The sequence below is a fragment of the Mesorhizobium sp. PUT5 genome (assembly GCF_052216645.1).
Lineage (GTDB): Bacteria > Pseudomonadota > Alphaproteobacteria > Rhizobiales > Rhizobiaceae > Mesorhizobium.
Genome location: NZ_JBQOSO010000003.1, coordinates 3,073,976 through 3,100,325 on the forward strand (window position 1 = coordinate 3,073,976; position 26,350 = coordinate 3,100,325).

Consider the following 26,350-nt stretch of genomic DNA (forward strand, 5'->3'; position numbering starts at 1 on the left):
GATCCTATCTGAGCTTGAGCGTGGACAGGCCGATCAGCGCCAGCATCACCGCAATGACCCAGAAGCGGATCACCACCTGGCTTTCGGTCCAGCCAAGCTTCTCGAAATGATGGTGGATCGGCGCCATCAGGAATACGCGCTTGCCCGTCATCTTGAAATAGCCCACTTGGATGATGACCGAGCAGATTTCCACCACGAACAGGCCGCCGACGATGGCCAGCACGATCTCGTGCTTGGTGGCGACCGCCACAGTGCCGATCAGGCCGCCCAGCGCCAGCGAGCCGGTGTCGCCCATGAAGATGGCGGCCGGCGGCGCGTTGAACCACAGGAAGCCGAGACCGGCGCCGATCACCGCGCCGAGCACCACCGCCAGTTCGCCCGTGCCGGGCACGAAATGGATCTGCAGGTATTCCGCGAACACGGCGTTGCCCGACAGGTAGGCGATGACGCCGAAGGATGCGGCGGCGATCATGATGGGAACGATGGCGAGCCCGTCCAGCCCGTCGGTCAGGTTGACGGCGTTGCCCGCCCCCACCACCACGAAGGCGCCGAAGGGGATGAAGAACCAGCCCAGGTTGAGCAGCAGTTCCTTGGCGAAAGGGAAGGTGAGCGAGGAGGAGAACGGCTCCTGCCCGGCATGCATGATGATCCACACGGCAAGGCCCGCGACGAGGAACTCCAGCCCCAGCCGCGCCTTGCCCGAAAAGCCGAGATGCGACTGCTTGGTCACCTTCAGATAGTCGTCGTAGAAGCCGATGGCGCCGAAGCCGAGCGTGACCAGCAGCACCACCCAGACATAGACGCTGCGAAGGTTGGCCCACAAAAGCGCCGACACGATGATGCCGGTCAGGATCATCAGCCCGCCCATGGTCGGCGTGCCGGCCTTCTTGAAATGGGTCTGCGGCCCGTCGGCGCGGATGGGCTGGCCCTTGCCCTGGCGGATGCGCAGCGAATCGATGATGGCCGGCCCGAATATGAAGACGATCAGCGCCGAGGTGATCAGCGCGCCGCCGGTGCGGAAGGTGATGTAGCGGAAGACATTGAAGACCGAAAAATGGTCCGCAAAATCGACGAGAAGCGTGAACATTCGTTTTTCGTCCCCGGCCCCGGTTTCAGGTGTTTCTTGTCGGTTCGGCCGCAGCCGGGAATTGCCGCAGCAGCGCCTCGACCAGCTTCGAGAAGCCGATGCCCTTGGAGGATTTCACCACCACCGCGTCCCCGCCCCTCAGCGCCTGCATCAGCACCGGCTTCAGTTCTTCGGCCGTTTCGCGGATCGTCACGTCCACTTTCCCCGGCAGCGCCTTGGCGAGGCTGGCCATATGCGGCCCGGCCAGCAGCACCGGCGCGGCGCCTGCGTCCGTCACCAGGGGGGCCAGCGCGGCATGCAGCTTTTCGGAATGGGAGCCCAGTTCCAGCATGTCGCCGAGCACGGCGACGCGCCGCCCGCCCTCGCCCACCGGCGTGGCCTTGAGCAGCGCCAGCGCGGCCTTCATGGAGGTGGGATTGGCGTTGTAGCTTTCGTCGATCACCACGATGGGCCCCTGCGGATGGGCAAGCAGATGCCGCCGCCCCCGGCCCGGCTCCGCCGCGAGATCGCCCAGTGCCAGCGACACGCGGGTGAGATCGGCCCCCAGCAGATGCGCCGCGCCCAGCACGGCAAGCGCGTTCTGGACGATGTGGCGGCCCGGCGCGCCGATGCGCGCCACGATCTCCTCGCCGCCGGCCTTGGCGGCGCCGATCTTGACGGCGATGATGGAATGGTCGGCATGCAGCCCGCAGTCGAGCAGCCGGTAGGTCGCCCGCGCATTCTCGCCGAAGGTGGCTATGCGCTTCACGCCCGCCTGGCGCGCCAGCTTTTCCAGCAGCCTGGTGCGCGGGTCGTCGCGGTTGAGCAGGGCCACGCCGTCCGGCCCCAGCCCCTCGAATATCTCGGCCTTGGCCTCGGCGATCTCGTCCAGGTTGCGGAAGAAGCCGAGATGGGCCGGCGCGATCATGGTGACGATCGCCACATGCGGCCGCACCATCTTCACCAGCGGGCGGATCTCTCCGGGATGGTTCATGCCGATCTCGAAGACGGCATAGTCGCAATCGGCCGGCATGCGCGCCAGCGTCAGCGGCACGCCCCAATGGTTGTTGAACGACTTGTCCGAGGCATGCACGCTGCCGACCGCCGACAGGGCGTGGCGCAGCGCTTCCTTGGTGGAGGTCTTGCCGACCGAGCCGGTGACGGCAACGATCCTTGCCTGGGTGCGCGCACGCGCGGCGACGCCGAGCTTCTCCAGCGCCGCCAGCACGTCCGGAACCACGATCATCGGCGCGATCAGCCGGCCGAGCGCGGCGAGCTTGTCTTCCGAGACGACCAGCACGCCCGCGCCCGCACGGATCGCCGCGGTCGCGAAATCGTGGCCGTCCATCGCCTCGCCCTTGATGGCGAAGAAGGCCTCGCCCGGCCTCAGGGTGCGGCTGTCGATGGAGATGCCGGTCACGCCCGCCGGCATGGCGCCTATCGGGCGGCCCTCCATGGCCTCCACCAGCGCATCGGATGTCCACAAAAGGCTCATGCCGTGCGCTCCCGCAGCGCCGCCCGCACCTCCTCGTGGTCCGAGAAGGGCAAGGTCTGCGCCCCCACGGTCTGGCCTTCCTCGTGGCCCTTGCCGGCCACCACCAGCGTATCGCCGGCATGCAGCATGGCCACCGCCTCGCGGATCGCCCGGCGGCGGTCGCCGATCTCGACCGCGCCCGGCGCGGCCGCCAGTATGGCGGCCCGGATCTCGGCCGGCACCTCGGAACGGGGATTGTCGTCGGTGACGATGGCGACATCGGCCAGCCGGGTCGCGATCTCGCCCATGATCGGCCTCTTGCCGCGGTCGCGGTCGCCGCCGCAGCCGAACACCACGACGACGCGGCCGGTGGTGAAGGGCCGCACAGAGGCCAGCACGTTCTCCAGCGCGTCGGGCTTGTGGGCATAGTCGACATAGACCGGCGCGCCGTCGCCCGTGGTGCCCACCAGGTCGAGCCGGCCCGGCGCACCCTTCAGCTTCTCCAGCGCGGCGAGCGCCATGGGGGCCTGCGTTCCGGTGGAAATGGCAAGCCCGGCCGCGACCAGCGCGTTGGAGATCTGGAAGTCGCCGGCCAGCGGCAGGTCTATCTCGTGGATCGTGCCGGCGTGGACGATCTCGGCGCGCTGGCGGTGCCGTTCGTGCTCGACGCGCTTGAGCCCGAGGAAGGCGCCGCTCCGGCCCACCGTCAGCACATCGAGGCCCGCCGCCCGCGCCGCCGCGATGGTGGGAGCGGACCACGGATCGTCGGCGAAGATCACCGCCGGCGCGCCGTTCGGCAGCAGTTCAGCGAACAGGCGCAGCTTGGCGCGGTGATACTCCTCGACGGTCGGATGATAGTCCATGTGGTCGCGGCCGAGATTGGTGAAGGCGCCGGCCGCAAGCCGCACGCCGTCAAGCCGGCGCTGGTCGAGCCCATGGCTGGAGGCTTCCATGGCGGCGTGGGTGACGCCGGCATCGGCCAGTTCCGCCAGCAGCCGGTGCAGCTCGACCGGATCGGGCGTGGTCAGCGAGCCATATTCGCTGCGGCCGGGCGCCACCACGCCCGTCGTGCCGATGGAGGCGGCGGCAAGGCCCGCCTGCTCCCAGATCTGGCGGGTGAAGGCGGCCACGGAGGTCTTGCCGCTGGTGCCGGTCACGGCCACCATGGTGTGCGGCTGCCGGGCAAAGAAGCGCGCTGCGGCCAGCGCCAGAGCGTGGCGCGGATCGTCCACGGCCAGCAGCGGCACCGGCAGGCCGGAAAGCTCCGTGCCCGGCGCCGCCACCACCGCCGAGGCGCCGCGCCGCACCGCGTCCTGCGCATAGGCGGCGCCATCGGCCTTCGTGCCGGAAAGCGCGAAGAAGATGCTGCCCGGCTCCGCCTTGCGCGAATCCGACGCGATGCCGGTGACCGCAATGTCGGACAGGCCCTCGACAGGCAGGATACCGGCTAGATCGTTGAGCTTCATCGAATTCCGTTCGTCGAAACAAAATGGCGCGCTGTCGCCGGCGCGCCCAAGAATCAGTCAATAGGAGACCAGCGTTGCAGCATTTTCATGGCTGAAATCTGGCTCGACGCCAAGCATGGCTGCCGAGCGGCGGATAATGTTGCCGGCCATGATGCCGGCATTGGAGGCCGCCGTGGCGCCCATGCCCGGCTTTTCCGGCTGCGGCTCGTCGGCGATCGTCAGCACGATGTACTGCGGGTCGTCCATCGGGAAGGCGGCCACGTAGGCGTTGAAGTTCTTGCCCTTCGAATAGCGCCCGTTGACCACCTTCTCGGCCGTTCCGGTCTTGCCGCCCACGCGATAGCCGGGAACGCGCGCATTGCGGCCCGAGCCCTTCTCGGCGTTGAGCGCGTAAAGATAGCGCATGGACTGGACGGTCTTGTCGCTGACCACGCGCTTGGCCGTTTCCATCGCCTCCTGCGCGCTGCGCATCAGGAAGGTGGGCTCCATCAGGAAGCCGTTCATCAGGGCAGCACATCCCACTGCGGTCTGCAGCGGCGTGGTGGAGACGCCGTGGCCGAAGGCGACGGTGATGGAATGCACCTGTTTCCACACTTTCGGCTCGGTCGGCCGGGCCACCTCCGGCAGTTCGGTCTCCATGCGGTCGAGCAGCCCCATGCGATGCAGGAACTCGCGGTGCCCGTCTATGCCCACCGCCAGCGCCTCGCGCGCCGAGCCGATATTGGACGAAAAGATGAACACTTCCGGCACCGAAAGCACACGGCCCTTGCCGTGGAAATCGCGGATGGTCTGGCGGCCGATCTGCAGCGGGCGCGTGGCGTCGAAACGGCTTTCGAGCGAGACCTTGCCCGAATCCAGCGCCATCGCGGTGGTGAAGCTCTTGAAGGTCGAGCCCATTTCATAGAGGCCGGCCGACATGCGGTTCAGCCGGTCCTTGTCCTGGGCGTTGTAGGGATTGTTCGGGTCGAAGTCCGGCACGGAAGCCATGGCCAGCACCTCGCCGGTCTTGATGCTGAGCACCACGGCACCGGCGGCGATGGCATGGAAGCGCTGCATGCCGGTGGTGATCTCGTCATGCACCACATGCTGCACGCGCAGGTCGATGGACAGCTTGACCGGGTTCAGGTCCTTCGGATCGGCAAGGCCCGACAGTTGCAGGTCCGAAAGGCCCTGACTGTCGATATATTTCTCCATGCCGGAGATGCCCTGGTTGTCGATGTTGGTCAGGCCCACGATGTAGGCGGCCGTGGAGCCGGCCGGATAGAAGCGACGCTTTTCGGTGCGGAAGCCTATGCCGGGGATGCCGAGTTGCAGGATCTCGGCCTGCTGCTTGGGCGTGAGCTGGCGCTGCAGCCACACGAAGCCCGCCCCGCTCTTCAGCTTGCGGTAGGTCTGCTCGTAGTCGATCTCCGGCAGCACGGTGGCCAGCTTCTCGATCGCCTCGTCGGCGTCGACGATGTGGCGCGGCTCGGCATAGAGCGACGACGTCTTGATGTCGGTGGCCAGCACCTCGCCGTTGCGGTCGACGATGTCGGGCCGCGCCGCCGTCACCCGGCTGGCCGGCGGTCCGGACTGGTCCGGGTCCTGGAAGCCGAAATAGACCAGCCGCCCGGCGATGGTCGCATAGATGCCGAAGAACACCGCCATCGTCATGAGCACGCGGGTCCTGGCGCGGCCGCCGGTGGCCTTGCGCGCGCTGTCGACGATGATCGACCTGTCGTCGCCCGCCTCGTTGCGACGCCGCTTCAGGAATGCTCCGATCATCGCACCGCTCCGGTCACGACCTGGTCCCTGTCGTGCTTGTCGTTCTCGACCATCTGCCCGCCGGTGAGGTCCTCGATCGTCAGCGTCTTCATGGGCAGTTCCTGGATCTGCACGATCTGGTGGGAATCGACCGGTTCCAGCCCGAGTTGGGCCTGGTAGCGCTCGACCAGCGCCTGCAGCCGGGCCGGCTGGGTCAGCAGGCTCCAGTCGGCCTTGAGCAGGTTGATCGTGTCTTCCTCGGTATGGATCTGCGCCTGAAGCCTGCGCACGGCCGCTCGCTCTTCCTCCGCGTCGCGTTTGATCGCGTAGGTCATGGCCGCGGCCGAGACCATGACGGCGATGAGGACGATGTCGCTGGTTCGGAACACGTGCTTACCTCTCTGGAGCCTGGCCGGCGCCGGGCAGTTTCGGAAGGTCGAAGACGGACAGGTCGCCATCGCGGGCCGGTGCCTCGGTGCGCACGGCCGCGCGCAGCCGGGCCGAGCGCGCGCGCGGGTTGGCGGCAAGCTCGGCCTCGCCGGCGGTGACGCCGCCGCCGAGCCGGCGCAGGGTCGCAGCGCGCGCCTGCGCCTGCGGCAGGTGCCGCGAGCCGGCCGGCGCGTCCGAGCGCTCGGCGATGAAGCGCTTGACGATGCGGTCTTCCAGCGAATGGAACGTCACCACCGCCAGCCGCCCGCCGGGCTTCAGCACGCGTTCGGCCGCCAATAGCGCATGCGCCAGTTCGCCCAGTTCGTCGTTGACGTAGATGCGCAATGCCTGGAAGACGCGCGTGGCCGGATGGATCTTGTCGCTCTTCTTGCGCCCGACATGCGTCTCGATGGCATCGGCCAGGTCGAGCGTGCGCTCGAACGGCCGCTTCTGACGGCGCGCCTCGATCATGCGCGCGATGCGGCCGGCATGCCGCTCCTCGCCCAGGAAGCCGAAGATGCGCGCCAGGTCGCCCGCCTTGAAGGTGTTGACGACGTCGGCCGCGCTCACCCCGGCCTGCGCCATGCGCATGTCCAGCGGTCCGTCGGCGCGGAAGGAAAAGCCGCGCCCGGCCTCGTCGAGTTGCATGGAGGAGACGCCGATGTCTAGCACCACGCCGTCCGCCGCCTCGACATGCCGGTCCAGCGTCGAGAACGGCGCCTCCACGAGCCGCAGCCGGCCCTGATATTGCCGCTCCATATCGCGCCCGGCGGCGATGGCGTCGGGGTCGCGATCGATGGCGACGACCGAGGCGCCCGCCTCCAGGATCGCGCGCGTGTAGCCGCCGGCGCCGAAGGTGCCGTCCACGATCACGTCGCCCGGCCTGGGCGCCAGCGCCTCCAGCACCTCGGCAAGGAGGACCGGAATGTGGCGGACCGGTCCGCTAACGGCTGGAAAATCGCCGTGGCCCGCCGTCATTCCGGCCGCTCCCCGGGCTTCGTCCCCTGCCGAAGCTGCAACAGCCGTGCCCGGGCCTGCGCGCCGTATTCGGCGAGCCGCGCCGGCTCCCACATCTGGAAGAAAGTGCCGCGGCCCACGAAGGCCGCCTCCGTGGTGATGCCCGTGTGGGCGCGGATGAAATCGCTCATGGTGATGCGGCCGTCCTGATCCAGCTTCAGGAAGGCGCCATCGCCATGGCAGAAGAACGACATGTCGTCCGCCGTCTGGAGAAAGGGGTCTTCCTGCGCGATGCGCTGTTCGTAGCGGTCGAGCAGGTCGAGCCCGCCGACATCCATCGCCGGTATATCCAGGCAACGCAGCGCGTAAAGCTCCGTATAGCCCCGCTTCTGCAGGACGGCACGAAAATGTGCCGGCACCGAGACCCGCCCCTTGGCGTCGATCCTGTTCACAGCGCTCGACAGGAAACGGTCCATAAAACACCGCGGCCGCCTCAGCCGCCGCACCCCTTTCCATTTCCGTGCCCGCGCCGCCGCGGCGCGGTCCCTTCCGGCACCTGCCCGCATCCGGCCGGGCAAAGGCAGTCGAACGGCACGCCGCAGCGGCTGGCCATTCGGCGTACGCTTCACCCTGACACGGAACGAAGGCTTGAGTATGCGAATGGGATAACATGGGCCAATATGGGCGTCAACGGGACCAACTTTACGAAACCTGCCCGCCTCGACCACAGCATGCGCTTCGGCGGCCATTCGGTCTTTATCGTCCATTAAGCCTAACGAAGCGTTATAGGATCTGTTTTCCGGCCGCCGCCCACCTTGTCTGGCGCCGCCGCCGGCAGTAGCGTCGACCGATCTCCAGCAGTCTGCCGAGAAGCCTCGAAATCATGGAAAGAACATCGAAGTCCCGCGCCGCCGGCCTGGCGCACCTGCGCCGGTCCGGCCTGTCCAAGGGCGACCCCATTCCGCTGCCGCTCACCATGGCCTCCGTCTTCCACGCGCCGGGCGACGCCACGGGGTACAATCAATATGGCCGCTTCTCCAACCCGACCTGGGCGGCAGTGGAACACATGCTGGCCCATCTGGAAGATGCGCCCTGCGTGGCCTTTCCCTCCGGCATGGCGGCGATCTCGGCCACCTTCTTCAGCCTGCTGAAATCGGGCGACCGCATTCTGGTGGCCGCCGACGGCTATCCCACCACGCGGCTGGTGGCCGATCGCTATCTCAAGGCGTTCGGCGTGACCTGCGACCTGCGGCCGACCGCGACCTTCCTCGACGGCGGCTTCGAGGGCTACCGCTTCGCCTTCGTGGAGACGCCGTCCAATCCCGGCCTGGACATCTGCGACATCGCCGCCGTGGCCGGGGCCGCCCACGCGGCCGGCGCGCTGCTGATCGTCGACAACACCACCATGACGCCGTTCGGCCAGCGCCCGCTGGACCTGGGCGCCGACATCGTCGTGGCCGCCGACACCAAGGCACCCAACGGCCATTCCGACGTGCTGTTCGGTCATGTCGCCAGCCGCAACGCCGACATCGTGACCGGCCTGCAGGACTGGCGCAAGACCTGCGGCGCCATTCCCAGCCCCTTCGACGCCTGGCTGCTGCACCGCGGGCTGGAGACGCTGGAGATGCGCTTCGAGCGCATGTGCGACAATGCCGAGTTCATCGCCCCCCGGCTGCGGGAGCATCCGGCCGTGCGCTCGGTGCGCTTCCCCGGCCTGGCCGACGACCCGTCACACAACCTCGCCCGCGCCCAGATGGAGCGCTTCGGCTTCCTTATCTCCTTCGTGCTGGCCTCCGAAGACACGGCCGAGGATTTCATCAACGGCTGCGAACTGATGCAGTCGGCCACCTCCTTCGGCGGCGTCCACACCTCTGCCGAGCGCCGCACGCGCCGCGGCGACGCCGTGCCGCCGGGCTTCGTGCGCCTCTCCATCGGCTGCGAGCCGGCCGAGGAATTGTGGCAGGCGATGAAGGCTTCGCTGGACCGGCTGAGCGGCTGAGCGGCTGAGCGGATTATTCGTCGAAATCGCGCGAGGTGATTTGCCTATGCCCGTGGAGTACGCGCAGGATCAGGACATCCTCATCCTCGACACGGTAGAAGCTCACATATCGCCCTGTAATGGCGTGGCGCACCCCGGCAAGAACGTCTTCGCGCTCCGTGCCCGAACGGGGTTGGGTGGCCAACAACTCCCACTGAGAGGTGAAGCGATCAACGAGCCTCACGGCGGCCGGCGGATTGCGCTCTCCGATGTAGCCAACGATCGATTCGAGATCCTGCTGTGCCCGCGGCGAGATTCGGTAGACCATGCCTATGTGTCGGCATCGCCTGACGGAGCTTGATATTTGCTGCGCAGACGCCGCATGAATTCCGCACCATCCGAGCCTGGACCGCTGTCTATGCCCTCTTGGACGAGCTGGCGCAGTTCTTCAGCCGTATAGCCGAAAAGCTCGCGCCGCTCCTTCCACAGCCGCAGCGCGTCGCGCACCACCTCGCTGGCCGAAGCGTATTCGCCAGCGGCCACGGCGCCGTCCACCTCGGCGGCAAGCTCGGGCGAAAGGGTGATGGAGCGTTTGTCGACATGGCCCATGGCGGCCTCCTGCTTTCTCCCGGCCATGGTACGATTTGATCGCACCGCCCGCAAGCGCCGCGGCCGAGGGCCGAGCATCTTGAATCGATGCGCGAGCGGCTTGAATCAGGTTCCGCACGATCCTGCCCAGGCCTTTGGAAAAGCATCGCTTTTCCTCACGCCCGCGGAACAAAAATGCCAGTCGGCCTGTAAGCCGGGTTTTGTATGGCCCTCGGCCCTGCGGCGCGAGAACGTGGCGGCCATTCATCTTGGGCGCATGTCGCCATGCGCCTCACGCAACCTACCCGGACGGTGGACTGGAAACAGCCCTCGAAGGTTGCCCTTCGCACCGCCCCTATTCGGTCTTGCTCCCGGTGGGGTTTACCTTGCCGCTTCCGTTACCGGTCGCGCGGTGGGCTCTTACCCCACCCTTTCACCCTTACCACACGAATGTGGCGGTTTGCTTTCTGTGGCACTTTCCCTGGGGTCGCCCCCGCCGGCCGTTAGCCGGCACCGTGTTTCCATGGAGCCCGGACTTTCCTCACCCGCAGCCTTTCGGCATTCGCGAGCGCGGCCGCCCGGCCGACTGGCATGGCGTATAAAGGGATTTATGCCTGAAAACGCAAATGAAAAAGCCGACCGCCGCGCCGGCTTTCGACAGGCAGTTTCTATGCCGGCGCCCCGAGCGCCGCCAATTGCACCTTCACCTTGCGGCAATAAGCCGACGACACTGCGTTCATGCGCGTGGCGGCGTGGCCGGCATTGTATTTCAGGATCGTGCCGCAGGTGGTGCCGTCGCTGAGATCCTGTGCCATGGCCAGATATTTCATGCCGTATTTGATGTTGGTCTCGGGGTCGAACAGCCCCTTGGCCGAGCCCGTATAGCCCAGCATGCGGGCGGTCGACGGCTTGATCTGCATAAGGCCGATCTCGCCGGCGCTGCCGACGGTGTTGGGACGGTAATTGCTCTCGATGCGCACAACCGCGTTGGCCAGCGACACGGGCACGCCGTAACTGGCCGCGTATCGGGCGATGATGCTCGAATATTGAGTGGCAGCGCCCTTTTCCGCCACTGCGGGCTTCGCCGCCCTCGGGGGGACGGAAGCGGTGGTGGTCATGTCGATGCGCATTTTGCTTCGGCCGGGCGCCGCCTTGCGGGCAGACCGTTTCGGGGAATGCTTCTTCCCCTTCGTGGAAGCAGCCTTTTCGGCTTTCGCCGGCAGGGGCTTCGCAGCCTGGACGGGGGCCAGGCCCTGATCCGCCCGCGGGCTCAGGGGCGCGCCCTGCGCAGTGTTCAAGGCAAAGGCTATCGTGCCGGCAGCAAACGCAGCCGCTACAAACGGTCTAATGTGCATGAGGTCCTGTCGTTCTTCGATCGCGCAAAGGTCTCCGCGCGACGGTCTTCGTTGAATGCCGGGGTAACATCGATTGGAGGCCCGGCATGGCGTGGCCTGGGCTTTGCCGGGCGATTGGGCGCCAATGAAGGCGCATCAAGTCACTTTGGATTACGGATTGTAATCTTTCGTCCGTGCGGGAGACTACTTTGCCAAAGCTTCCGCGAGGGAAGAAAGCAGGCGCCGCAGCGTCCGCACGGTCGATGCGTCGGCGAGGCCGTCGAACGCGACGGGGCCTGAAATGCCGTTGGAATGCAGCCACGACGATCTCCGTCTGGCGGTCGAACGTGCCGGTGATGTCGACCCCATAGCCATAGAGGGCCAGCATCGATTGCAGCTCTTCAACGGCAGCGCCCGTATCGCCGGGCCCGATCACGGCGCCGCGCCGGATGGGCGAAGCTGCGACGAAATGGCCGATGCCGGCCTGCGCCAACGCCGCCCACGGAAACCTCTCGCCCGGGTCGATCTTGCGCCCCGGCGCCACGTCGGAATGGGCCAGCACCCGCTCGGGCAAGACCGCGTGGCGGCACGCGACGCCCTGGCACAGCGCGATCACCGCCGCGATCTGGCGCTTGGGAAAGGCACGATAGCCGAGCGTGTGGCCGGGATTGACGATCTCGATGCCGATCGAGCAGGAGTTGACGTCGGTGATGCCGCGCCATGAACTCTTGCCCGCATGCCAGGCCCGGTCGCTCTCGCGCACCATCTGCACGACGCGGCCGTCCTCATGCACCAGATAATGCGACGACACCTCGCTGGCCGGATCGCACAGCCACGCCTCGGCCGCCGCCCCCGTCTCCATGCCGGTATAGTGAAGAATGATCATGTCGGGCGCCGACGCCCCGCGTCGCGGCCCGAAATTCGGCGATACCCGCACGTCCGCTCCGCGATGATCGGGCGGAAAGCCGCTCATGCCGGCGCCAGTTCCCGCTCGATCGTCTCATAGGCGGCGTTGATGGCGGCAAGCCGCTTCGTCGCGATGTTGATAAATTCCTGCGGCAGGCCGCGCGCGATCAGCCGGTCGGGATGGTTGTCGGCAACCAGCTTGCGGTAGCGCTTCCTGACCTCGGCGAACGGGGCCCCGCGCGCAATGCCGAGCACCTGGTAGGGGTCGCCCGCGCCCATATCGACATGGCGGGCCATGATCGTGCGGAAATGCGCCTCTTCTATCCGGAAGATCTCGGCGACGCGCCGCAGGAATTCCCCTTCCCGCTCGTGCAGGACGCCGTCGGCGGTGGCGATGTAGAACAGGCCGTCGAGAATGTCCTCCAACATCATGCAGTTTGCCCGGCCCGACCCGCACAGCCGCGCCATCTGCTCGGCATAGGCCTCGAAGCCGGCGACGTCACGCTTGGCGAGGTCGTAGAGCCGCGCGACATTGCGCGTCTGTTCCGGCGGCACCTCGAAAATATCGCGGAAGGCGCGAATCTCGTCCTGGGTGACGATGCCGTCGGCTTTGGCCATCTTGGCCGACAGGGCGATCATGGCCACGGAAAACGCCACGCGGCGGCGCAGTTCCGCATCGCCGGAAAAGACCGTGCGCACCGCCTCCGCCAGATCCGACACCCCGGCCGAAGCCGAAGCGGAGATCCGGGCGACGAAATCTCCAATGCGTTCCCAGATGGACATGCGCGCCTTGTAGAGCATCGGGCCGGAAAGGGGAATCCGCTTTTTCCGTTGAATCCGGCGCTTCGGAAACGGCCCCGTCGCCGGCTGGGCCGATCGCGCCCCGCGTTCCCCACGAAAAAGGCCGGGCGGACCCGGCCTTCTCGTCTCGGGAGGTTGAGAACGCTCGCGCCTTACTGCGCCGGAGCCGGATTGGCCGGCTGCGCCGGCTGCATCGTCGAATTGCCGGTGCCGGTGTCGGCCGGCGGGTTGGCCTTCGGCGCGGCCGGGGTCATCGGCTGGTCGGCCGGCGGCGGCGTGGTGCTCTGTGTCGTGGTGTTGTCCTTGCCGCTGTCGCTGCATGCCGCAACGCCGAACAGCGCAAGCGCCGAAACGGAAGCAAGAATGAATTTCCTCATGACATCTCTCCTTCGCAACGAGCCCCCCGGATGCGAACACTCAGGTGGGCAGTTGCAGGGAAAATGCGGCGTCGGCGAGGTCGGTTTCATAACGTTGCGTTTCGAGCTGTAACATCGGGCGGTTTTCGCCTGCCCCGAGGCTCGGCCGGCCTGCTGCGTCCCACCATCAGATCCAGCCACGGCGCCGAGTGGAAGACGCCCATGAGCAGGTACATCGCCGCCATTCCCGAAAGCGGCGATGCGGTGGGTCCGGAGGAGCACATGTCCGGGGCACCGCCGGACGCGGCTGCCAGCAGCGCCATCGCCGCGAAGGTCGGCGCGGCCGCGAGATGGAGCACGGCAGCCAGATGCCGCCCGACCTTCCTTGCCGCCACTGCGGGGTCGCCGAAAGGCCCGGTGCTTGAACGATCGGCGTGGCGCGGCATTGCCGCGTCATCCTTGGCCGTATTCGTCATGGCGGCGCATCCACGCCCCGGTCTCGTTGCGGCCCAGCGGCGCCCGGTCGAGCCACTGATACACCCCCCACAGGCCGTCGAGCCCGCGCGCATAGGCGGAGTAGGTGTGGTAGACCGCCCCGTTCTCCAACACGAAAGCGCTCACGCCCGGCCGTTCCCGCGCATAGGTGGCGGGGTCGGTTCCCGTCGAGGTGCCGAAAACGGTCAACCCGTCGGGCGTCGTGCGCGATTCTATGGTCGGAGCGCTCCCCCGGTCGGCGCGCGGCGGCAGCGGCGCCTCGCGCCGGTAGTTGTATTCGATGCCCGATCCGTATTGCTGCTCCGGCGTGAACGAGGCGCTGAAATCGGCGTTGAAGTCGCCGGGAGCCGACGACGCCCAGGGAAAGGTCCATCCCATGCGCTTCTTGAAGGCCGCGAGCTTCGTCAGCGGCGCCCGCGATACCGCCCAGAACGCCACGTCGTGGTTTTCCAGATGCGCCACGATGCCGTCGAAGCCGTCGGCGATGGACGAGCAGGAGGGGCAGCCGGCCAGGTAATCGGGGCCGAACATGAAGTGATAGACGAGAAGCTGCGAGCGGCCCTTGAACAAATCCTTCAGTGCCGCCTCGCCCGCGTCGACCTCGAAACGATACTCCTTCTCGACGCGGACCCAGGGCAGTTGCTGCCTTCGCAACGCCAGTTCGTCGCTTCGGCGCGTCAGCGCCTTCTCCTCTTCGAGCAGGGCAAGGCGCGCGGCAAGCCACTCCTGGCGCGTCCCGATCGCATGTGCAGTCATGGTTCAACTCCCTTCGTTGTCATGCCGGCCGACCGCAGCCGCGGCTTGCCGGCGTGTGAACGTAGGATAGGCTAGGGCCGCGCGGCCGGAGGCGGGAGTTACAAGTGTGACGGGATTCGAATGGACTCGCTGATCACCGCCGCCGCGCATGCCCTTGCCACGGGCGACCCGCTCGGCGCGCTCAACCGCGTGGCCCTGCGCGAGGATGCCCCGGCGCTCGCGCTGCGCGGCATCGCCATGGCGCAATTGGGCGACCTGGACCGGGCAAGGGCCTTGCTGCGGCGCGCCTCGCGTGCCTTCGGGCCGACGGAGGCCGTCTCCCGTGCGCGTTGCATCGTGGCCGAGGCCGAGATCGCCCTCGTCTCGCGCGATCTCGGCTGGCCGGCGAAGACACTGGATGCCGCGCGGACGACCCTTGAGCGGCATGGAGACAGCGTCAACGCCGCCCATGCGCGCAACCTGGAGGCGCGGCGCCTGCTGCTGATCGGCCGTCTCGACGAGGCCGGGCGGATGGTGGGCGAGCCCGCGCCGACGCCGCTTCCGCCCGCCCTCAAGGCCGCGCGCCAACTGGTGGTGGCGGGCATCGCCATCCGGCACCTGAGGACGAAGGACGCGCGTTCCGCGCTCGCCGAGGCCGCCCTGGCCGCGCGCCAGGCGGGCATCCCAGCCCTGGCGGCTGAGGTCGAAGGCGCCGGCCTGGTGCTGGACAGGCCGGCCGCCCGCCTGATTGCCGGCGGCGCGGAACGCCCCCTTCTGCTGGAAGAGATCGAGGCCCTCTACGGATCGGACACGCTCGTCGTGGACGCGTGCCGCAATCTCGTGCGGCACGGCGGCGTCGCGGTCTCTCTCGCCACGCGCCCGGTGCTGTTTGCGCTGGCGCGGGCGCTCGCCGAAGCCTGGCCGCGCGACGTGACGAGGGAAGCGCTCGTGGCGCACGCCTTCCGGGGCAAGTCCGCCGACGAATCGCATCGCGCACGGTTGCGGGTCGAGATGGGCCGGCTGCGCGCCGAACTGGGAAAACTGGCGGCCGTGAGCGCCACCAGGCGGGGCTTCGCGCTGGCGCCGCACCGTGCCGGCACCGTGGCCGTGCTGGCGCCGCCGACCCAAGAGCAGCATGGCGCCGTGCTTGCCCTGCTGGCCGACGGCGAGGCGTGGTCGAGTTCGGCGCTGGCACTGGCGCTCAGCACCAGCCCGCGCACGGTGCAGCGGGCGCTGGAGCAGCTTGCGGCGGCAGGCAAGGTGCGCTGGTTCGGGCGCGGCCGGGCCCGCCGCTGGGCAACGCCCCCGGTGCTGGGCTTCCCGACAAGCTTGTTACTCCCCCATCCGCTGCCGAACGGCTAGGATGAAGGCATGAAACGCTCTGCCGCCACCATCCTCCAGGAATTCGGGCCCTTCGACGGCGTCGAGGCCGTGCACGGCGTCAGCTTCGACGGCCGGCACGTCTGGTTCGCCTCGGGCGACAGGCTGAATGCGCTCGATCCCGCAAGCGGGATCATCATGCGCTCCATTCAGGTTCCCGCCCATGCGGGAACGGCCTTCGACGGCACGCATCTGTTCCAGATCGCGGAGGACCGCATCCAGAAGATCGATCCGGCCACCGGGCGCATACTGGCCACGATCCCCGCACCGGGCCAGGGCGGCGATTCCGGGCTGGCCTGGGCCGAAGGCTCGCTCTGGGTGGGCCAGTATCGCGAACGAAAGATCCACCAGCTCGACCCCGAGACGGGCGCGATCCTGCGCACCATCGCCTCCGACCGCTTCGTCACCGGCGTGACCTGGGTCGACGGCGCGCTCTGGCACGCCACCTGGCAGGACGACGAAAGCGAATTGCGGCGGATCGATGCCGAGACCGGAAAGGTGCTGGAGAAGATCGAGATGCCGGCCGGCACCGGCATATCCGGCCTCGAGGCGGACGGCGCCGGCCGGTTCTTCTGCGGCGGCGGCGGCAGCGGCAGGCTGCGCGCCGTGCGCCGGCCCGGGTAGGCCTCCAGCTCGCGCTGGATTGCCTATGGCCGGGGGAGCGCCTCCAGCAGCGCGCGCACCAGCTTCTGCGGCCGGTAGCCGAGCTTGCCGGGCGTGAGCCCCATGCGCACCACCACCGCTTGCCGCGACGGAATGACGGCCACCGTCTGGCCGTCATGGCCCTCCAGCCAGAAAATGTCCTGCGGCAGGCCCGCGGCCACGCCGGCGCCGGGGCTGTCCTCGTCGCCCGGCGCCTCCAGCCAGAGCTGCCCGCGCCCATACACCCCGTTCGAGGCCGGCGCCGGCTCGCGCATCCAGGCAACGAACCCCTGCGCCAGGATCGCGGTGCCGTTCCAGACCCCGTCCTGCAGCAGGAACTGGCCGAAGCGCGCCCAGTCGCGCGCCGTGGCGTAGAGATAGGAGGACCCGGCGAAGGTGCCGTGCTCGTCGGTTTCCAGCACCGCGCTTTCCATGCCCAGCGGCGCAAACAGCGCCTGCCGCGGCCATGCCAGCGCCCTGCCCTCGTCGCCGATGGCGTCCTGCCACAGGCGCGACAGCATCGCGGCCGTGCCGCTGGAATAGCTCCATACCTTGCCGACCTCGCCCGCCAGCGGCTTGGCCGCCGCGAATCCCGCCATGTCCGGCTCCAGAAAGAGCATGCGGGTGACATCGGTGACGTCGCCATAATCCTCGTTGAAGGCGAGCCCGCTGGACATGGCCATCAGGTCGGCCACGCTGATGGCGGCGCGGCCGTCCGCCTGCCAGGCCGGGAACAGGCCGGTGCGGTCGAGTGCCATGCGCCCGTCCTTCACCAATGTGCCGATGATGGCGGCGTTGACCGTCTTGGTCATCGACCAGCCGAGCAGCGGCGTCGCCTCGGAAAAGCCGGCGCCGTAGCGCTCGCCGACGATGCGGCCGTTGCTCACGACGACGACGGCGCGCATGCCCGGTCCGGTCAGCGCCGCATCGTCCAGCACCCGGGCCAGTTCAGGGTCCTGCGAGGGCTCCGCCCGCTCTCCCCGCGGCCACAGCCCGTCCGCAACCGCTGCCGGCGTTTGCGCGGGAACAGAAACCGCCCCGGCGGCCGCGACGTCGCCGTCGGGCACGGAAGCGCAGCCCAGCCCCCCGCGCGCCACAGCCACGCTGCGGCCGAACACGCCGAGCAGGCCCGCCGTCACCGTGCCGGCCTGGCGGTCCACGCTCACCCGCATCAGCTTGAGCAGCGGATGGCCGGGCGCCTGCACGTCCACCGCCAGAACCTCGTCCGGGTCGCGTCCGGCGACGAAGACGTTGGAGCAGACGATCTTGGCCGAATAGCCGGAACCGACCCGGATCAGGTCCGGCGGCGCGACATAAAGCCAGCCCGCCAGCGCCGCCACGGCCAGCACGACAAGCCCCGCCAGCCATTTCAGCCCCCTGCCGACCACACGCATGCCTAGCCTCCGCGCCGTTTCCGCCATGGTTTTGCCGCCATTCGCACGGCAAAGTCGATGCCGCACCGGATCTCGTCAACCGAAAATAAACCCTGTCGAGCGACGATCCGGAGGACGGGCGTCCGCGTGGGGGACGTCCGGCGGGGATAGCCCTCCACCCACCAGCGGCCGGCTGGCACCGGCTCCGGAGAGGACATGCGCCGTCTTGCGGCTTTCATCCTGCTGTTTGCGCTCGGCGCCTGCTCGACCATCGACGACCTCGCACCGGTCAGCCCCGGCTCGCCCAAGAGCGTCGCCATGCGGGCGCCTCGCTTCGAGGACAGCAAGCCGCACACATGGGAAAGCGGCGCGCCCTGGACCTATGCGGTGCACGGCACCGACGTCTCCAAATACCAGACCTCGGTGGACTGGCACCAGGCAAGGGCCAGCGGCATCTCGTTCGCCTTCGTCAAGGCCACCGAAGGCGGCGACCGCGTCGACGACATGTTCGCGGAGCACTGGCGCGGCACGAAGGCCGCCAACGTTCCGCGCGCGGCCTACCACTTCTTCTATTTCTGCCGGCCGGCGGCGGAGCAGGCGCGCTGGTTCATCCAGAACGTGCCGAGGGAGGCGTCGGCCATGCCGCCCGTGCTCGACATGGAATGGAACCCGCATTCGCCGACCTGCAAGCTGCGCCCTCCGCCCGAGACGGTGCGCGCCGAGATGACCGTGTTCCTGAACATGGTCGAGAAGCATTACGGCAAGAAGCCGATCATCTACACATCCGTCGATTTCTTCGACGACAACGACCTGTCCACCTACCGCGGCTATCCCTACTGGCTGCGCTCGGTGGCCGGCCACCCGCGCGAGAAATACGGCAGCCATCCCTTCACCTTCTGGCAATATACCGGCACCGGCGTCGTTCCGGGCCTGCGCGGCAATGCCGACATCAACGTCTTCAACGGCTCGGAAGCCGCGTGGAACAAGTGGCTGCGGCAGAACACCCGTTGACAGGGCGCCTGCCGCCTGCTTTTCGACAAGCCCATGGGCCGGAAAGACGGCCGCTGCATTTTCGACCCGGAAGATTTGACATGCGACTGCGCTACCCTTTGCTTGCGGCGCTGCTCGGCGCAGCGCTTTCCGCTCCTGCCGCGGCGCAGGAATGCGGCGGCGATTTCGACGCCTGGAAGAAGGATGTCGCCGCCGAGGCGGGAGCGGCCGGCGTCGGCGCGGTCGGCCTCGACGCGCTCGAGGATGCGGCCATCGACCCCAAGGTGCTGGCGCGCGACCGCGCCCAGGGCGTCTTTTCGCAGACCTTCATCGAGTTCTCCGGCCGCATGATCTCGGCCTACCGGCTCAAGCACGGCGCGGCCAATCTGAAGAAATATGCCGATGTCTTTTCCCGCGCCGAATCCGAGTTCGGCGTGCAGGGCCCGGTGATCGCCGCCTTCTGGGCGCTGGAGACCGATTTCGGCGCCGTGCAGGGTGATTTCCATACGCTGAACGCACTGGTCACGCTCGCCCACGACTGCCGCCGGCCGCAGGTGTTCCGCCCGCAGATCGTGCCGCTGCTCACCCTCATCGACCGCGGCGACCTGCCAGCCGACGTCAAGGGCGCCTGGGCCGGCGAGATCGGCCAGACGCAGATGCTGCCGATCGACTACCTGATGGACAGCGTCGACGGCGACGGCGACGGCAAGGTGGACCTGCGCAACAGCGTGCCCGACGTCATTTTGACCACCGCCAGGAAGCTGCAGATGAAGGGCTGGAAGCGCGACCAGCCCTGGGTGGAGGAAGTGCGCGTGCCCGCCGACATGCCCTGGGACCAGACCGGCCGCACCAGCAAGCTGCCGCTGGCGAAATGGGCGCAGTGGGGCGTGACCCGGCCGGACGGCACCCCCTTGCAGGACAACGGCCTGCAGGCCGGGCTGGTGCTGCCGATGGGCCGCAACGGCCCGGCTTTCCTCTCCTATGACAATTTCGACGTCTACATCGAATGGAACCAGTCCTTCACCTATGCGCTGACGGCGGCCGTGCTGGCCACCCGCCTGGCCGGCGCCCCGGCCTACGATCCGCGCCAGCCCGAACCGGGGCTGGGCCTGGAGCAGATGAAGGAGCTTCAGTCCAAGCTGGTGGCACGCGGCCACGACGTCGGCAAGGTGGACGGCATCCTCGGCACCAACACGCGCGAGGCCGTTCGCAAGGAGCAGATGCGGCTCGGCATCGCGGTGGACGGCTGGCCCACGACGGAGCTGCTGGCCAGGCTTTAGAGTGAAGCAGGCCACGCGCGTTTCGGGTGGCCACGCCGCGTCTTACCGGCAATGGTGGGCCTGATCGCCGTCCGGACCCGGGCCGGCCCCGCAAGGACAGAAATTCGATGACGGCAGCCACCGCACCGGCCGCGACGCGCGGCCCGATGAGCATGAAGGACTGGGCCCAGCTCCTGTTGCTGGGCGCGCTGTGGGGCGGCTCCTTCTTTTTCGCCCGCATAGCGGTGGGCGAGTTGCACCCGCTGGCCCTGGTGCTGCTGCGGGTCGCGATCGCGGCGGCGGCGCTGCAGGCGTGGCTGGCGCTGCGCGGCATTTCCTTCGCCCCTGCCCTGAAGCGGGCGCCCATGTTCTTCCTGCTCGCGCTGACCAACAACGTCATCCCCTTCTCGCTGATCTTCGCAGGCCAGACCGAGCTTGGCGCCGGGCTGGCGGCAGTGCTGAACGCCACCACCCCGTTCTGGACGCTCGTCATCGCCAATATCTTCACCAGCGACGAAAAGCTGACCTGGAACAAGCTGGCCGGCATCGCGCTGGGCATCGCCGGCACTGCGGCCATGATCGGCCCCGGCCTCGCCGCCGGCATCGGCGGGCCGGTCTGGCCCAAATTCGCGCTGATCGGCGCCTCGCTTTCCTATGCGCTCGCCCTCATGGTGGCGCGGCGCTTCAAAGGCGTGCCGCCGCCCGTCGTGGCCACAGGCCAGCTCACCGCCTCCACCATCATCATGATGCCGCTCGTGCTCCTGGCGCTCGGGCCGGCGGCGCTGCTCGCCGCCAGCCCCCCGGTCTGGGCGGCGGTGCTGGCGCTGGCGCTGGCATCGACGGCGTTCGCCTACATCCTGTTCTTCAACCTCGTGGCCTCGGCCGGCGCCACCAACACCTCGCTGGTCACGCTGATGGTTCCGGCAAGCGCCATCCTGCTGGGCGTCGCCTTCCTCGGCGAGCGGATCGACCGTTTCGAACTGGCCGGGATCGCGCTGATCGCGCTCGGGCTGCTGACCATTGACGGGCGGATTTTCGGCCGGACATAGCGCGCCCCGCCACATTTTATTCACATCCGCCGCACCGGGATTTCGCGAATGAAATCAACTTCCAACGACGCGGTGCGGGTCGAACCTTCCACAATGCCGCCGCAATGCAGCAAGATTTTCCCTTGCCTGTGGCGCAAATGTCCCTAGACTCCTGGCATAGCTCTTTCGAAGGAGGCTATATCATGGGACTGACGAGGCCACTCAACGCATTGATGATCTGTGCTGCGTTCGCTTTCATCGGGGCCCTGATCCTCGGCGCCCTTCCCTGAGGCGACAACACAGCGGCAGGATCGTAAAGATCGGCCGGAAGTGCCAAGGAAAATCAAAGGAGGCCGGGTTTCGACCCGGCCTTTCCTTTTCTCGCCTCACCTTTTCCGGAGCGTCCGGGCCCTAAAAAAACCGTCAGGCCGCCGCCGAGCCCTGCATCGCCTGCTGGGCGCGGATGCCGATCATGTGGCAGACAGCGAAGACCAGATCGGCGCGGTTCATCGTGTAGAAGTGGAAGTCGTTCACCCCCCGCTCGACGAGGTCGAGCACCTGCTCGGCCGCCACCGCCGATGCCACCAGCGCATGCGTCTGGGGGTCGTTCTCCAGCCCGTCGAAGCGCTCGGCCAGCCATGACGGCACCAGCGCGCCGCACCGCGCGGAGAAATTGGCGACCTGCGCGAAATTGTGCACCGGCAATATGCCCGGCACGATGGGGATGTAGATGCCGGCCCGGCGCGCCCGCTCGACATAGCGTTCGTAAAGGTCATTGTCGAAAAAGAACTGGGTGATGGCGCGCGTGGCGCCGTTGTCGACCTTGCGCTTGAGCATGTCGATGTCGGTGGCGAAGTCCGGGCTCTCCGGGTGCTTTTCGGGATAGGCCGAGACGGAGATGTCGAAATCGCCCGCCCGCTTCAGCGCGCCGACAAGCTCGGCGCCGTTGGCGTAGCCGCCGGGATGCGGGCGGTAGGCCGCGCCGACCCCCTCGGCCGGGTCGCCGCGCAACGCCACGAAGCGGCTGACGCCCATATCGGCGAACTCGCCGATGACGGCGTCCACCTCATGGCGCGCGGCATCCACGCAGGTCAGGTGCGCGGCCGGCGTCAGCCCGGTTTCGGCCAGGATGCGGCGGACCGTGCGCGCCGTGCGCTCGCGCGTCGAGCCGCCGGCGCCATAGGTGACCGACACGAAGCGGGGCCTGAGCGGCTCCAGCCGCGTCACCGTCTGCCACAGCCGCGCCTCCATCTCGTCGGTCCGGGGCGGGAAGAACTCGAAGGAGACCCTGATCCTGTCGCCGATATCGGGACGGCGGGAAAAGCGGAACTGGTTCATCAGGCGGTTTCCCCAAACTGCCGCATGGCGGCCTGTTGCGCGTCGCTGGCCGGATCGGCGATCAGCAGGCGCCGATCGCGGCCGAGCCAGAGCTTGACGGTAAGCCTTTCCTCGCCGCCGCCGCGCGGCTCGAAATCCTGCACCTCTTCCAGGTCGAGCCCGGCTTCGGCGAACCAGTCGCCGATCTGCCGGTCGGAGAAGCCGAGGCGCTGGTGGGCGTGCTCCTCACGCAGGAATTCCAGCTTGTGCGGCGCGAAATCGACGATCACCAGCCGCCCGGAAGGGCGCAGCAGCCGCGCCGCCTCGCCGATGGCGCGCGCCGGATCGTCCAGATAGTGCAGCACCTGGTGCATGGTCACCAGGTCGAAGGCATCGCGCTCGACCGGGGGCGAGAAGATGTCGCCCTGGCGCACCTGCACATTGGCGATGCCGGCCTTGTCGAGATTGGCGCGCGCCACCGCCAGCATCTCGCGCGACAGGTCGATGCCGACGCCGCGCCGGTAGAGCGGCGCGAAGATTTCCAGCACCCGCCCGGTGCCGGTGCCGAGGTCCAGCATGGACTGGAACGGCCGCTTGCCGACCAGCTTCAGCAGCGCGGCCTCCACCGCGCGGTCGGGGACGTGCAGAGAGCGTATCTGGTCCCAGCTTGCCGCGTTCTCGCGGAAATAGGCGGTGGCCCGCTCCTGCCGGCGGCGCTTGACCGCCGCCAGCCGCTCCAGGTCGCGCTCGACCTGCGGGTCGGCATCGCGGATGCCGGATACCAGCCGCAGCACGAAATCGCGCGCGCTGTCCGCGTCCGACAGGCGGAAGAAGGCCCAGGAGCCCTCCTGATAGCGGCCGATCAGTCCCGCCTCCAGAAGAAGCTTGAGATGGCGCGACACGCGCGGCTGCGACTGGCCCAGGATCTCGGTGAGGTCTGAGACCGTCAAGTCGCCGCGCGAAAGCAGCGCAAGGATGCGAAGGCGGCTGGATTCGGCCGCCGCCTTCAAGATATCTACCATCATGTCGAGCGCGACGTGCATCAGGGCGTCATCTCTTCTGGAAAAAGATATAAAGATATGTTTATATCGTACGAAATGACTATGCAACCATCAATGTCGCGCGAGGACCAGAAAATGGCGCAGCCGTGACGGGCGGCCATAGCAAGGAGAAGCGGCATGTTCGAGATGCGCGGCGGCGAGCAGGCAATGGCGGTGGACCCGGCAACTATGGCGCCGGACGGCCATGTCGTCTTCATCGGCCATATCGCTTCGCCATGGAAATCGCGGGAAACCTGCCCGAAGAACATGCGCGCCGCCCGTGAGGCGGGCCGGCCCGCCGCAGCGCTCGTGGACGCGCCCTTTCGGCCCGGCCTTGCCGGGCTTGAGGGGGCGGATCACGTCGTGCTGCTTTCCTGGCTGCACCATGCGCCGCGGAATCTGATTGTGCAGAAACCCCGCCATGCGACTGAGGCGAAAGGTGTTTTCGCCCTGCGCTCGCCGGCGCGGCCAAACCCGATCGGCCTGCATGTGGTCAGGCTGCTTTCGCTGGACATGGCCGCCGGGCGGCTGGAGCTTGAGGCCATCGACGTGCTGGACGGCACGCCGCTCATCGACATCAAGCCCTATTACGCCTCGGCCGACGCGCCCGCCGGACCGGAGCAGACTCAGGCATGAGCGCGCCCACCGGCCGCCGCCGCGCCATCGCCAGGGCGCTCACCGCGCTTCTGCCGCTGGCGCCCTACGCGGACATGGAAAAGATACGCGCCGACGCCGGCGCCGTGCATATGAAGGCTTTGCCGCCTACGCTCGCGGTGTGGCTGGCGGCGGTCGCCCACATCCGCCACGCCCACACCGACTACGACAGGCTGCTCGCCGAAGGCTATGACCGCGAGTCCGCCCGCTTTTTCGTGATCGGGGAGACCAACGCCGTGCTGACCCGCTGGCGCGCCACCCGTCTGCTCGACCCCGACGACGAGGACGTGTGAGCGGGGCTCACATCATCCGCAGCAGCGCGCCGCCGATCGAGTAGCCCGCGCCGAAGGCGCACAGCAGGCCGTAGTCGCCGGCCTTCATGTCGGCATGGTTCTCCGACAGGGCGACCACGGCGCCGGCGCCGGCCGTGTTGCCCAGCCGGTCCAGCACCATGGGTGCGCGGTCGTGGCCGACCTCGTGGCCGAAGGACAGCTTCAGGATCATGGCGTTCATGCGCGCATTGGCCTGGTGCAGCCAGAAGCGGCGGATGTCGTCGGGCGTCTGCCCGTGCTCGGCCAGGAAGTCGACGATGAAGCGGTGGCCGGCGACGGTGACCTCCTTGAACACCTTGTTGCCGACCTGCTTGATCAGGTTGCCTTCCAGGTCGATCCGGTAGGGATCGTCCTGCGCGGCGCGGGTCAGATACCCCAGATTGGTGCGGATATTGGAGGACAGTTGCGTCCAGAGCCGCGTGTCCAGAACCTCGAAGCGGCCCGGCCGCACCTCGCCCTCGGCCGCCGCCTCCACCACCATCGACACCGAGGCGTCGCCGAAGATGAAATGCGTCTGCCGGTCGCGGAAGTTGAGATGGCCGGTGATGATCTCGGGCGTTGTCACCAGCACGCGCCGCTGCGCGCCCGAGCGGACCAGATTGACCGCCACATGCAGCGCCGCCACGGCCGACGAGCAGCCCAGTCCCATGTCGAAGGCAGCGCCATCCGTGCCCAGCGCCTGCTGCATCTCGATGGCGATGGCCGGATAGGGCCGCTGGAGGTGGGACGACGAGCACATCACCAGGTCGATGTCGGCCGGCGCACGGCCTGCCTGCGCCAGCGCCTTGCGCGCCGATGCCACGCCGAATTCGGCCTGGGCCGACAGTTCGTCGTCCGCGCGTGCGGGGATATGGGGCGTCATGCGCCTGGGGTCCAATATGCCCTCGCGCTCGAAGACATGGCGGTTGCGGATGCCGGAGGCATGCACGATGAAGGCGCTGTCCGACTTCTGCAGCGGTTCCTCGCCGCGCGCGGCGCGCTCTTCGTTCTCCAGATCGACCCAGGCGTTGAAGCTTTCGACCAGTTCCTCGTTGGTGATGGAGGCTTGCGGTATCTCGACGCCGACGCCGCTGATGATGACACGATGCATGTCCAGTCCGTCCATATGCCAACGCGGCGGCTTCCCCGTCGCCGGCGGCGACTCAGGCTATGCTGCGACCTTGCGTCCACGGCGGTTTACGTCACCTTAAGCCGCCGCGCCAGAAAAACCGGAGGGCACGTCCGTCACCGCCGCTTCGCGACGATGAACAGGCGTGGAAAACGCAGCAGCACCTTGCCGTCGGCCGCCCGCGGATACGCCGTGGCGATCTTTTGCGCATAGCGGTCGAGGAAAAGCCGCCGCTCGTCCTCTTCCAGCGGATCGACGAAGGGTTTCAGGCCGGTGCCCTTCACCCATTCCACGATCGCCGCCGCATCGGCGAGCGGGTGGTTGTAGACCGTGTGCCAGATGTCGAGCCGCGCCGTAAGCGGCGACAGCAGGTCGTAGTAGGACACGACCGGCGGCAGCGGCGCCCGCGCAGCGCCGGCGATCTTTGCGGCGAACGGCATTTCCGCCGCCGTCTCCCGCATGGCCACATGCGAAGGCTCGCCGATATTGTCGGGCATCTGCACGGCAAGATGCCCGCCGGGCGCGAGCAGGCCGACCAGCCGCGCCAGCACGTCGGGATGGTTGGGCAGCCACTGGAACACGGCATTGGCGAAGATGACGTCGACCGCCGCCTCGGGCGTCCAGCTTTCCGCGTCGGCGACCTGGAAATTCGCGCCGGGAAGCCGCCTGCGCGCTTCCGCGATCATGGCGGGCGAGGTGTCGAAGCCGCAGATTCTCGCCCCGGGCCAGCGCGCGGCCAGCAATTCGGTCGAGTTGCCCGGCCCGCAGCCGATATCCACCACATGCCCGGGACTTTCGACATGCACCTGCGCCAGCAGGTCCCGCGCCGGCCGCGTGCGCTCGTCCTCGAATTTCAGATATTGCGAAGCCGACCAATCTTTCATCGGCGCGTTCTCCGC

Annotated in this window: 27 protein-coding genes, 1 other RNA gene and 1 pseudogene; 8 read left to right on the forward strand and 21 right to left on the reverse strand. The window is 67.9% G+C overall.

All coding sequences use genetic code 11. The features are described from left to right. Window positions 1–4 precede the first annotated feature (4 nt). Genes mraY through mraZ form a run of 7 tightly spaced genes read right to left on the reverse strand, consistent with a single transcriptional unit; the run spans window position 5 to window position 7,611 of the window. A complete protein-coding gene (gene mraY / locus ACTDI4_RS16505; protein WP_442842174.1) occupies window positions 5–1,087 on the reverse strand; it encodes a phospho-N-acetylmuramoyl-pentapeptide-transferase in 1,083 nt (360 codons plus the stop codon). Between the two features lie 25 nt (window positions 1,088–1,112). Next, on the reverse strand, window positions 1,113–2,561 hold the full coding sequence (locus tag ACTDI4_RS16510) for a UDP-N-acetylmuramoylalanyl-D-glutamyl-2,6-diaminopimelate--D-alanyl-D-alanine ligase (RefSeq protein WP_442842175.1): 1,449 nt from the start codon (window positions 2,559–2,561) through the stop codon (window positions 1,113–1,115). After that, window positions 2,558–4,006 carry a UDP-N-acetylmuramoyl-L-alanyl-D-glutamate--2,6-diaminopimelate ligase gene (locus ACTDI4_RS16515; RefSeq protein WP_442842176.1) on the reverse strand — a complete coding sequence of 483 codons (1,449 nt, stop codon included), beginning with the start codon at window positions 4,004–4,006 and terminating at the stop codon, window positions 2,558–2,560. Before ACTDI4_RS16515 ends, ACTDI4_RS16510 begins: the two co-directional genes overlap by 4 nt. A 57-nt stretch (window positions 4,007–4,063) precedes the next feature. Next, window positions 4,064–5,770 carry a peptidoglycan D,D-transpeptidase FtsI family protein gene (locus tag ACTDI4_RS16520; protein ID WP_442842177.1) on the reverse strand — a complete coding sequence of 569 codons (1,707 nt, stop codon included), beginning with the start codon at window positions 5,768–5,770 and terminating at the stop codon, window positions 4,064–4,066. After that, window positions 5,767–6,138: a cell division protein FtsL gene (ftsL, locus tag ACTDI4_RS16525; RefSeq protein ID WP_442842178.1), complete on the reverse strand. Its 372-nt coding sequence runs from the start codon at window positions 6,136–6,138 to the stop codon at window positions 5,767–5,769. The genes ACTDI4_RS16520 and ftsL overlap by 4 nt, the downstream gene beginning before the upstream one ends. Window positions 6,139–6,142: 4 nt before the next feature. Next, entirely contained in the window at window positions 6,143–7,156 is a 1,014-nt protein-coding gene (rsmH, locus tag ACTDI4_RS16530; RefSeq protein WP_442842179.1) for a 16S rRNA (cytosine(1402)-N(4))-methyltransferase RsmH, read from the reverse strand. After that, a complete protein-coding gene (gene mraZ, locus ACTDI4_RS16535; RefSeq protein WP_442843381.1) occupies window positions 7,153–7,611 on the reverse strand; it encodes a division/cell wall cluster transcriptional repressor MraZ in 459 nt (152 codons plus the stop codon). Before mraZ ends, rsmH begins: the two co-directional genes overlap by 4 nt. A gap of 407 nt (window positions 7,612–8,018) precedes the next feature. Here mraZ and ACTDI4_RS16540 point away from each other — a divergent pair, with 407 nt between their 5' ends. Next, a complete protein-coding gene (locus ACTDI4_RS16540; RefSeq protein WP_442842180.1) occupies window positions 8,019–9,134 on the forward strand; it encodes a cystathionine gamma-lyase in 1,116 nt (371 codons plus the stop codon). A gap of 13 nt (window positions 9,135–9,147) precedes the next feature. Here ACTDI4_RS16540 and ACTDI4_RS16545 read toward each other — a convergent pair whose 3' ends face one another. From ACTDI4_RS16545 to ACTDI4_RS16585, 9 genes and pseudogenes are all read right to left on the reverse strand, one after another. Beyond that, window positions 9,148–9,441, reverse strand: a complete 294-nt coding sequence (locus tag ACTDI4_RS16545) for a type II toxin-antitoxin system RelE/ParE family toxin (RefSeq protein ID WP_442842181.1) — start codon at window positions 9,439–9,441, stop codon at window positions 9,148–9,150. 2 nt (window positions 9,442–9,443) lie between these two features. Then, window positions 9,444–9,722, reverse strand: coding sequence for a type II toxin-antitoxin system ParD family antitoxin (locus ACTDI4_RS16550; RefSeq protein ID WP_442842182.1), 279 nt, complete (start codon window positions 9,720–9,722; stop codon window positions 9,444–9,446). Window positions 9,723–9,895: 173 nt separating this feature from the next. Next, window positions 9,896–10,291: RNase P RNA component class A (gene rnpB / locus ACTDI4_RS16555), an RNA gene on the reverse strand. Window positions 10,292–10,369: 78 nt separating this feature from the next. Further along, window positions 10,370–11,056 (reverse strand): lytic transglycosylase domain-containing protein, encoded by a 687-nt coding sequence (locus tag ACTDI4_RS16560; RefSeq protein ID WP_442842183.1) that lies wholly within the window; start codon window positions 11,054–11,056, stop codon window positions 10,370–10,372. A gap of 183 nt (window positions 11,057–11,239) precedes the next feature. Continuing rightward, window positions 11,240–12,008: pseudogene (locus ACTDI4_RS16565) on the reverse strand (N-acetylmuramoyl-L-alanine amidase). Continuing rightward, window positions 12,005–12,724, reverse strand: a complete 720-nt coding sequence (locus tag ACTDI4_RS16570) for a TerB family tellurite resistance protein (protein WP_442842184.1) — start codon at window positions 12,722–12,724, stop codon at window positions 12,005–12,007. The pseudogene ACTDI4_RS16565 and the gene ACTDI4_RS16570 overlap by 4 nt, the downstream one beginning before the upstream one ends. A gap of 170 nt (window positions 12,725–12,894) precedes the next feature. Further along, window positions 12,895–13,119, reverse strand: coding sequence for a hypothetical protein (locus ACTDI4_RS16575; RefSeq protein WP_442842185.1), 225 nt, complete (start codon window positions 13,117–13,119; stop codon window positions 12,895–12,897). Window positions 13,120–13,205: 86 nt separating this feature from the next. Further along, window positions 13,206–13,574, reverse strand: coding sequence for a hypothetical protein (locus tag ACTDI4_RS16580; RefSeq protein WP_442842186.1), 369 nt, complete (start codon window positions 13,572–13,574; stop codon window positions 13,206–13,208). Continuing rightward, a complete protein-coding gene (locus ACTDI4_RS16585) occupies window positions 13,552–14,349 on the reverse strand; it encodes a DUF899 domain-containing protein (RefSeq protein WP_442842187.1) in 798 nt (265 codons plus the stop codon). The genes ACTDI4_RS16580 and ACTDI4_RS16585 overlap by 23 nt, the downstream gene beginning before the upstream one ends. A gap of 120 nt (window positions 14,350–14,469) precedes the next feature. Here ACTDI4_RS16585 and ACTDI4_RS16590 point away from each other — a divergent pair, with 120 nt between their 5' ends. Both ACTDI4_RS16590 and ACTDI4_RS16595 read left to right on the forward strand, forming a co-directional pair. Then, a complete protein-coding gene (locus tag ACTDI4_RS16590; protein ID WP_442842188.1) occupies window positions 14,470–15,690 on the forward strand; it encodes a helix-turn-helix domain-containing protein in 1,221 nt (406 codons plus the stop codon). A 9-nt stretch (window positions 15,691–15,699) separates the two neighbouring features. Next, on the forward strand, window positions 15,700–16,332 hold the full coding sequence (locus ACTDI4_RS16595; RefSeq protein WP_442842189.1) for a Vgb family protein: 633 nt from the start codon (window positions 15,700–15,702) through the stop codon (window positions 16,330–16,332). Between the two features lie 23 nt (window positions 16,333–16,355). Here the strand turns inward: ACTDI4_RS16595 and ACTDI4_RS16600 are convergent, their stop codons facing one another. Beyond that, window positions 16,356–17,744 carry a serine hydrolase domain-containing protein gene (locus tag ACTDI4_RS16600; RefSeq protein ID WP_442842190.1) on the reverse strand — a complete coding sequence of 463 codons (1,389 nt, stop codon included), beginning with the start codon at window positions 17,742–17,744 and terminating at the stop codon, window positions 16,356–16,358. 195 nt (window positions 17,745–17,939) lie between these two features. On the opposite strand from ACTDI4_RS16600, the gene ACTDI4_RS16605 reads away from it, so the two are divergent. The 3 genes from ACTDI4_RS16605 to ACTDI4_RS16615 all read left to right on the forward strand — a co-directional run bounded on the left by ACTDI4_RS16605 (window position 17,940) and on the right by ACTDI4_RS16615 (window position 21,021). Further along, a complete protein-coding gene (locus ACTDI4_RS16605; RefSeq protein WP_442842191.1) occupies window positions 17,940–18,734 on the forward strand; it encodes a glycoside hydrolase family 25 protein in 795 nt (264 codons plus the stop codon). 80 nt (window positions 18,735–18,814) lie between these two features. Then, window positions 18,815–19,993 (forward strand): lytic murein transglycosylase, encoded by a 1,179-nt coding sequence (locus tag ACTDI4_RS16610; protein WP_442842192.1) that lies wholly within the window; start codon window positions 18,815–18,817, stop codon window positions 19,991–19,993. A gap of 107 nt (window positions 19,994–20,100) precedes the next feature. After that, window positions 20,101–21,021 (forward strand): DMT family transporter, encoded by a 921-nt coding sequence (locus tag ACTDI4_RS16615; protein WP_442842193.1) that lies wholly within the window; start codon window positions 20,101–20,103, stop codon window positions 21,019–21,021. A 402-nt stretch (window positions 21,022–21,423) separates the two neighbouring features. On the opposite strand, the gene metF is transcribed toward ACTDI4_RS16615, so the two are convergent. Together metF and ACTDI4_RS16625 are read right to left on the reverse strand one after the other, a co-directional pair. After that, the gene (metF, locus tag ACTDI4_RS16620; protein ID WP_442842194.1) at window positions 21,424–22,338 is read right to left on the reverse strand and encodes a methylenetetrahydrofolate reductase [NAD(P)H]; all 915 of its coding nucleotides are present in this window, start codon (window positions 22,336–22,338) and stop codon (window positions 21,424–21,426) included. After that, entirely contained in the window at window positions 22,338–23,360 is a 1,023-nt protein-coding gene (locus tag ACTDI4_RS16625) for an ArsR/SmtB family transcription factor (RefSeq protein WP_442842195.1), read from the reverse strand. Before ACTDI4_RS16625 ends, metF begins: the two co-directional genes overlap by 1 nt. A 135-nt stretch (window positions 23,361–23,495) precedes the next feature. Here ACTDI4_RS16625 and tsaA point away from each other — a divergent pair, with 135 nt between their 5' ends. Both tsaA and ACTDI4_RS16635 read left to right on the forward strand, forming a co-directional pair. Beyond that, window positions 23,496–23,993, forward strand: a complete 498-nt coding sequence (gene tsaA, locus ACTDI4_RS16630) for a tRNA (N6-threonylcarbamoyladenosine(37)-N6)-methyltransferase TrmO (protein WP_442842196.1) — start codon at window positions 23,496–23,498, stop codon at window positions 23,991–23,993. Further along, window positions 23,990–24,304: a DUF2293 domain-containing protein gene (locus ACTDI4_RS16635; RefSeq protein WP_442842197.1), complete on the forward strand. Its 315-nt coding sequence runs from the start codon at window positions 23,990–23,992 to the stop codon at window positions 24,302–24,304. The genes tsaA and ACTDI4_RS16635 overlap by 4 nt, the downstream gene beginning before the upstream one ends. Window positions 24,305–24,311: 7 nt before the next feature. Here ACTDI4_RS16635 and ACTDI4_RS16640 read toward each other — a convergent pair whose 3' ends face one another. Together ACTDI4_RS16640 and tam are read right to left on the reverse strand one after the other, a co-directional pair. Continuing rightward, complete coding sequence (locus tag ACTDI4_RS16640) at window positions 24,312–25,433, reverse strand: beta-ketoacyl-ACP synthase III (RefSeq protein ID WP_442842198.1); 1,122 nt, start codon at window positions 25,431–25,433, stop codon at window positions 24,312–24,314. A 134-nt stretch (window positions 25,434–25,567) separates the two neighbouring features. Further along, window positions 25,568–26,335, reverse strand: a complete 768-nt coding sequence (tam, locus tag ACTDI4_RS16645) for a trans-aconitate 2-methyltransferase (protein ID WP_442842199.1) — start codon at window positions 26,333–26,335, stop codon at window positions 25,568–25,570. Window positions 26,336–26,350 lie beyond the last annotated feature (15 nt).

Excerpts from the sequence above, each read along its gene's own strand:
- ACTDI4_RS16595 (WP_442842189.1), top strand. The coding sequence starts at position 15,700 with ATGAAACGCTCTGCCGCCACCATCCTCCAGGAATTCGGGCCCTTCGAC.
- metF (WP_442842194.1), bottom strand. The coding sequence starts at position 22,338 with ATGAACCAGTTCCGCTTTTCCCGCCGTCCCGATATCGGCGACAGGATC.
- ACTDI4_RS16580 (WP_442842186.1), bottom strand. The coding sequence starts at position 13,574 with ATGACGAATACGGCCAAGGATGACGCGGCAATGCCGCGCCACGCCGAT.
- ACTDI4_RS16570 (WP_442842184.1), bottom strand. The coding sequence starts at position 12,724 with ATGTCCATCTGGGAACGCATTGGAGATTTCGTCGCCCGGATCTCCGCT.
- ACTDI4_RS16600 (WP_442842190.1), bottom strand. The coding sequence starts at position 17,744 with ATGCGTGTGGTCGGCAGGGGGCTGAAATGGCTGGCGGGGCTTGTCGTG.
- rsmH (WP_442842179.1), bottom strand. The coding sequence starts at position 7,156 with ATGACGGCGGGCCACGGCGATTTTCCAGCCGTTAGCGGACCGGTCCGC.
- ACTDI4_RS16640 (WP_442842198.1), bottom strand. The coding sequence starts at position 25,433 with ATGCATCGTGTCATCATCAGCGGCGTCGGCGTCGAGATACCGCAAGCC.
- ACTDI4_RS16575 (WP_442842185.1), bottom strand. The coding sequence starts at position 13,119 with ATGAGGAAATTCATTCTTGCTTCCGTTTCGGCGCTTGCGCTGTTCGGC.
- ACTDI4_RS16545 (WP_442842181.1), bottom strand. The coding sequence starts at position 9,441 with ATGGTCTACCGAATCTCGCCGCGGGCACAGCAGGATCTCGAATCGATC.
- ACTDI4_RS16520 (WP_442842177.1), bottom strand. The coding sequence starts at position 5,770 with ATGATCGGAGCATTCCTGAAGCGGCGTCGCAACGAGGCGGGCGACGAC.
- ACTDI4_RS16560 (WP_442842183.1), bottom strand. The coding sequence starts at position 11,056 with ATGCACATTAGACCGTTTGTAGCGGCTGCGTTTGCTGCCGGCACGATA.
- mraY (WP_442842174.1), bottom strand. The coding sequence starts at position 1,087 with ATGTTCACGCTTCTCGTCGATTTTGCGGACCATTTTTCGGTCTTCAAT.
- ACTDI4_RS16515 (WP_442842176.1), bottom strand. The coding sequence starts at position 4,006 with ATGAAGCTCAACGATCTAGCCGGTATCCTGCCTGTCGAGGGCCTGTCC.
- ACTDI4_RS16635 (WP_442842197.1), top strand. The coding sequence starts at position 23,990 with ATGAGCGCGCCCACCGGCCGCCGCCGCGCCATCGCCAGGGCGCTCACC.
- tam (WP_442842199.1), bottom strand. The coding sequence starts at position 26,335 with ATGAAAGATTGGTCGGCTTCGCAATATCTGAAATTCGAGGACGAGCGC.
- tsaA (WP_442842196.1), top strand. The coding sequence starts at position 23,496 with ATGTTCGAGATGCGCGGCGGCGAGCAGGCAATGGCGGTGGACCCGGCA.
- ACTDI4_RS16605 (WP_442842191.1), top strand. The coding sequence starts at position 17,940 with ATGCGCCGTCTTGCGGCTTTCATCCTGCTGTTTGCGCTCGGCGCCTGC.
- ACTDI4_RS16540 (WP_442842180.1), top strand. The coding sequence starts at position 8,019 with ATGGAAAGAACATCGAAGTCCCGCGCCGCCGGCCTGGCGCACCTGCGC.
- ACTDI4_RS16625 (WP_442842195.1), bottom strand. The coding sequence starts at position 23,360 with ATGCACGTCGCGCTCGACATGATGGTAGATATCTTGAAGGCGGCGGCC.
- ACTDI4_RS16590 (WP_442842188.1), top strand. The coding sequence starts at position 14,470 with ATGGACTCGCTGATCACCGCCGCCGCGCATGCCCTTGCCACGGGCGAC.
- ACTDI4_RS16510 (WP_442842175.1), bottom strand. The coding sequence starts at position 2,561 with ATGAGCCTTTTGTGGACATCCGATGCGCTGGTGGAGGCCATGGAGGGC.
- ACTDI4_RS16615 (WP_442842193.1), top strand. The coding sequence starts at position 20,101 with ATGACGGCAGCCACCGCACCGGCCGCGACGCGCGGCCCGATGAGCATG.
- ACTDI4_RS16550 (WP_442842182.1), bottom strand. The coding sequence starts at position 9,722 with ATGGGCCATGTCGACAAACGCTCCATCACCCTTTCGCCCGAGCTTGCC.
- ACTDI4_RS16585 (WP_442842187.1), bottom strand. The coding sequence starts at position 14,349 with ATGACTGCACATGCGATCGGGACGCGCCAGGAGTGGCTTGCCGCGCGC.
- mraZ (WP_442843381.1), bottom strand. The coding sequence starts at position 7,611 with ATGGACCGTTTCCTGTCGAGCGCTGTGAACAGGATCGACGCCAAGGGG.
- ACTDI4_RS16610 (WP_442842192.1), top strand. The coding sequence starts at position 18,815 with ATGCGACTGCGCTACCCTTTGCTTGCGGCGCTGCTCGGCGCAGCGCTT.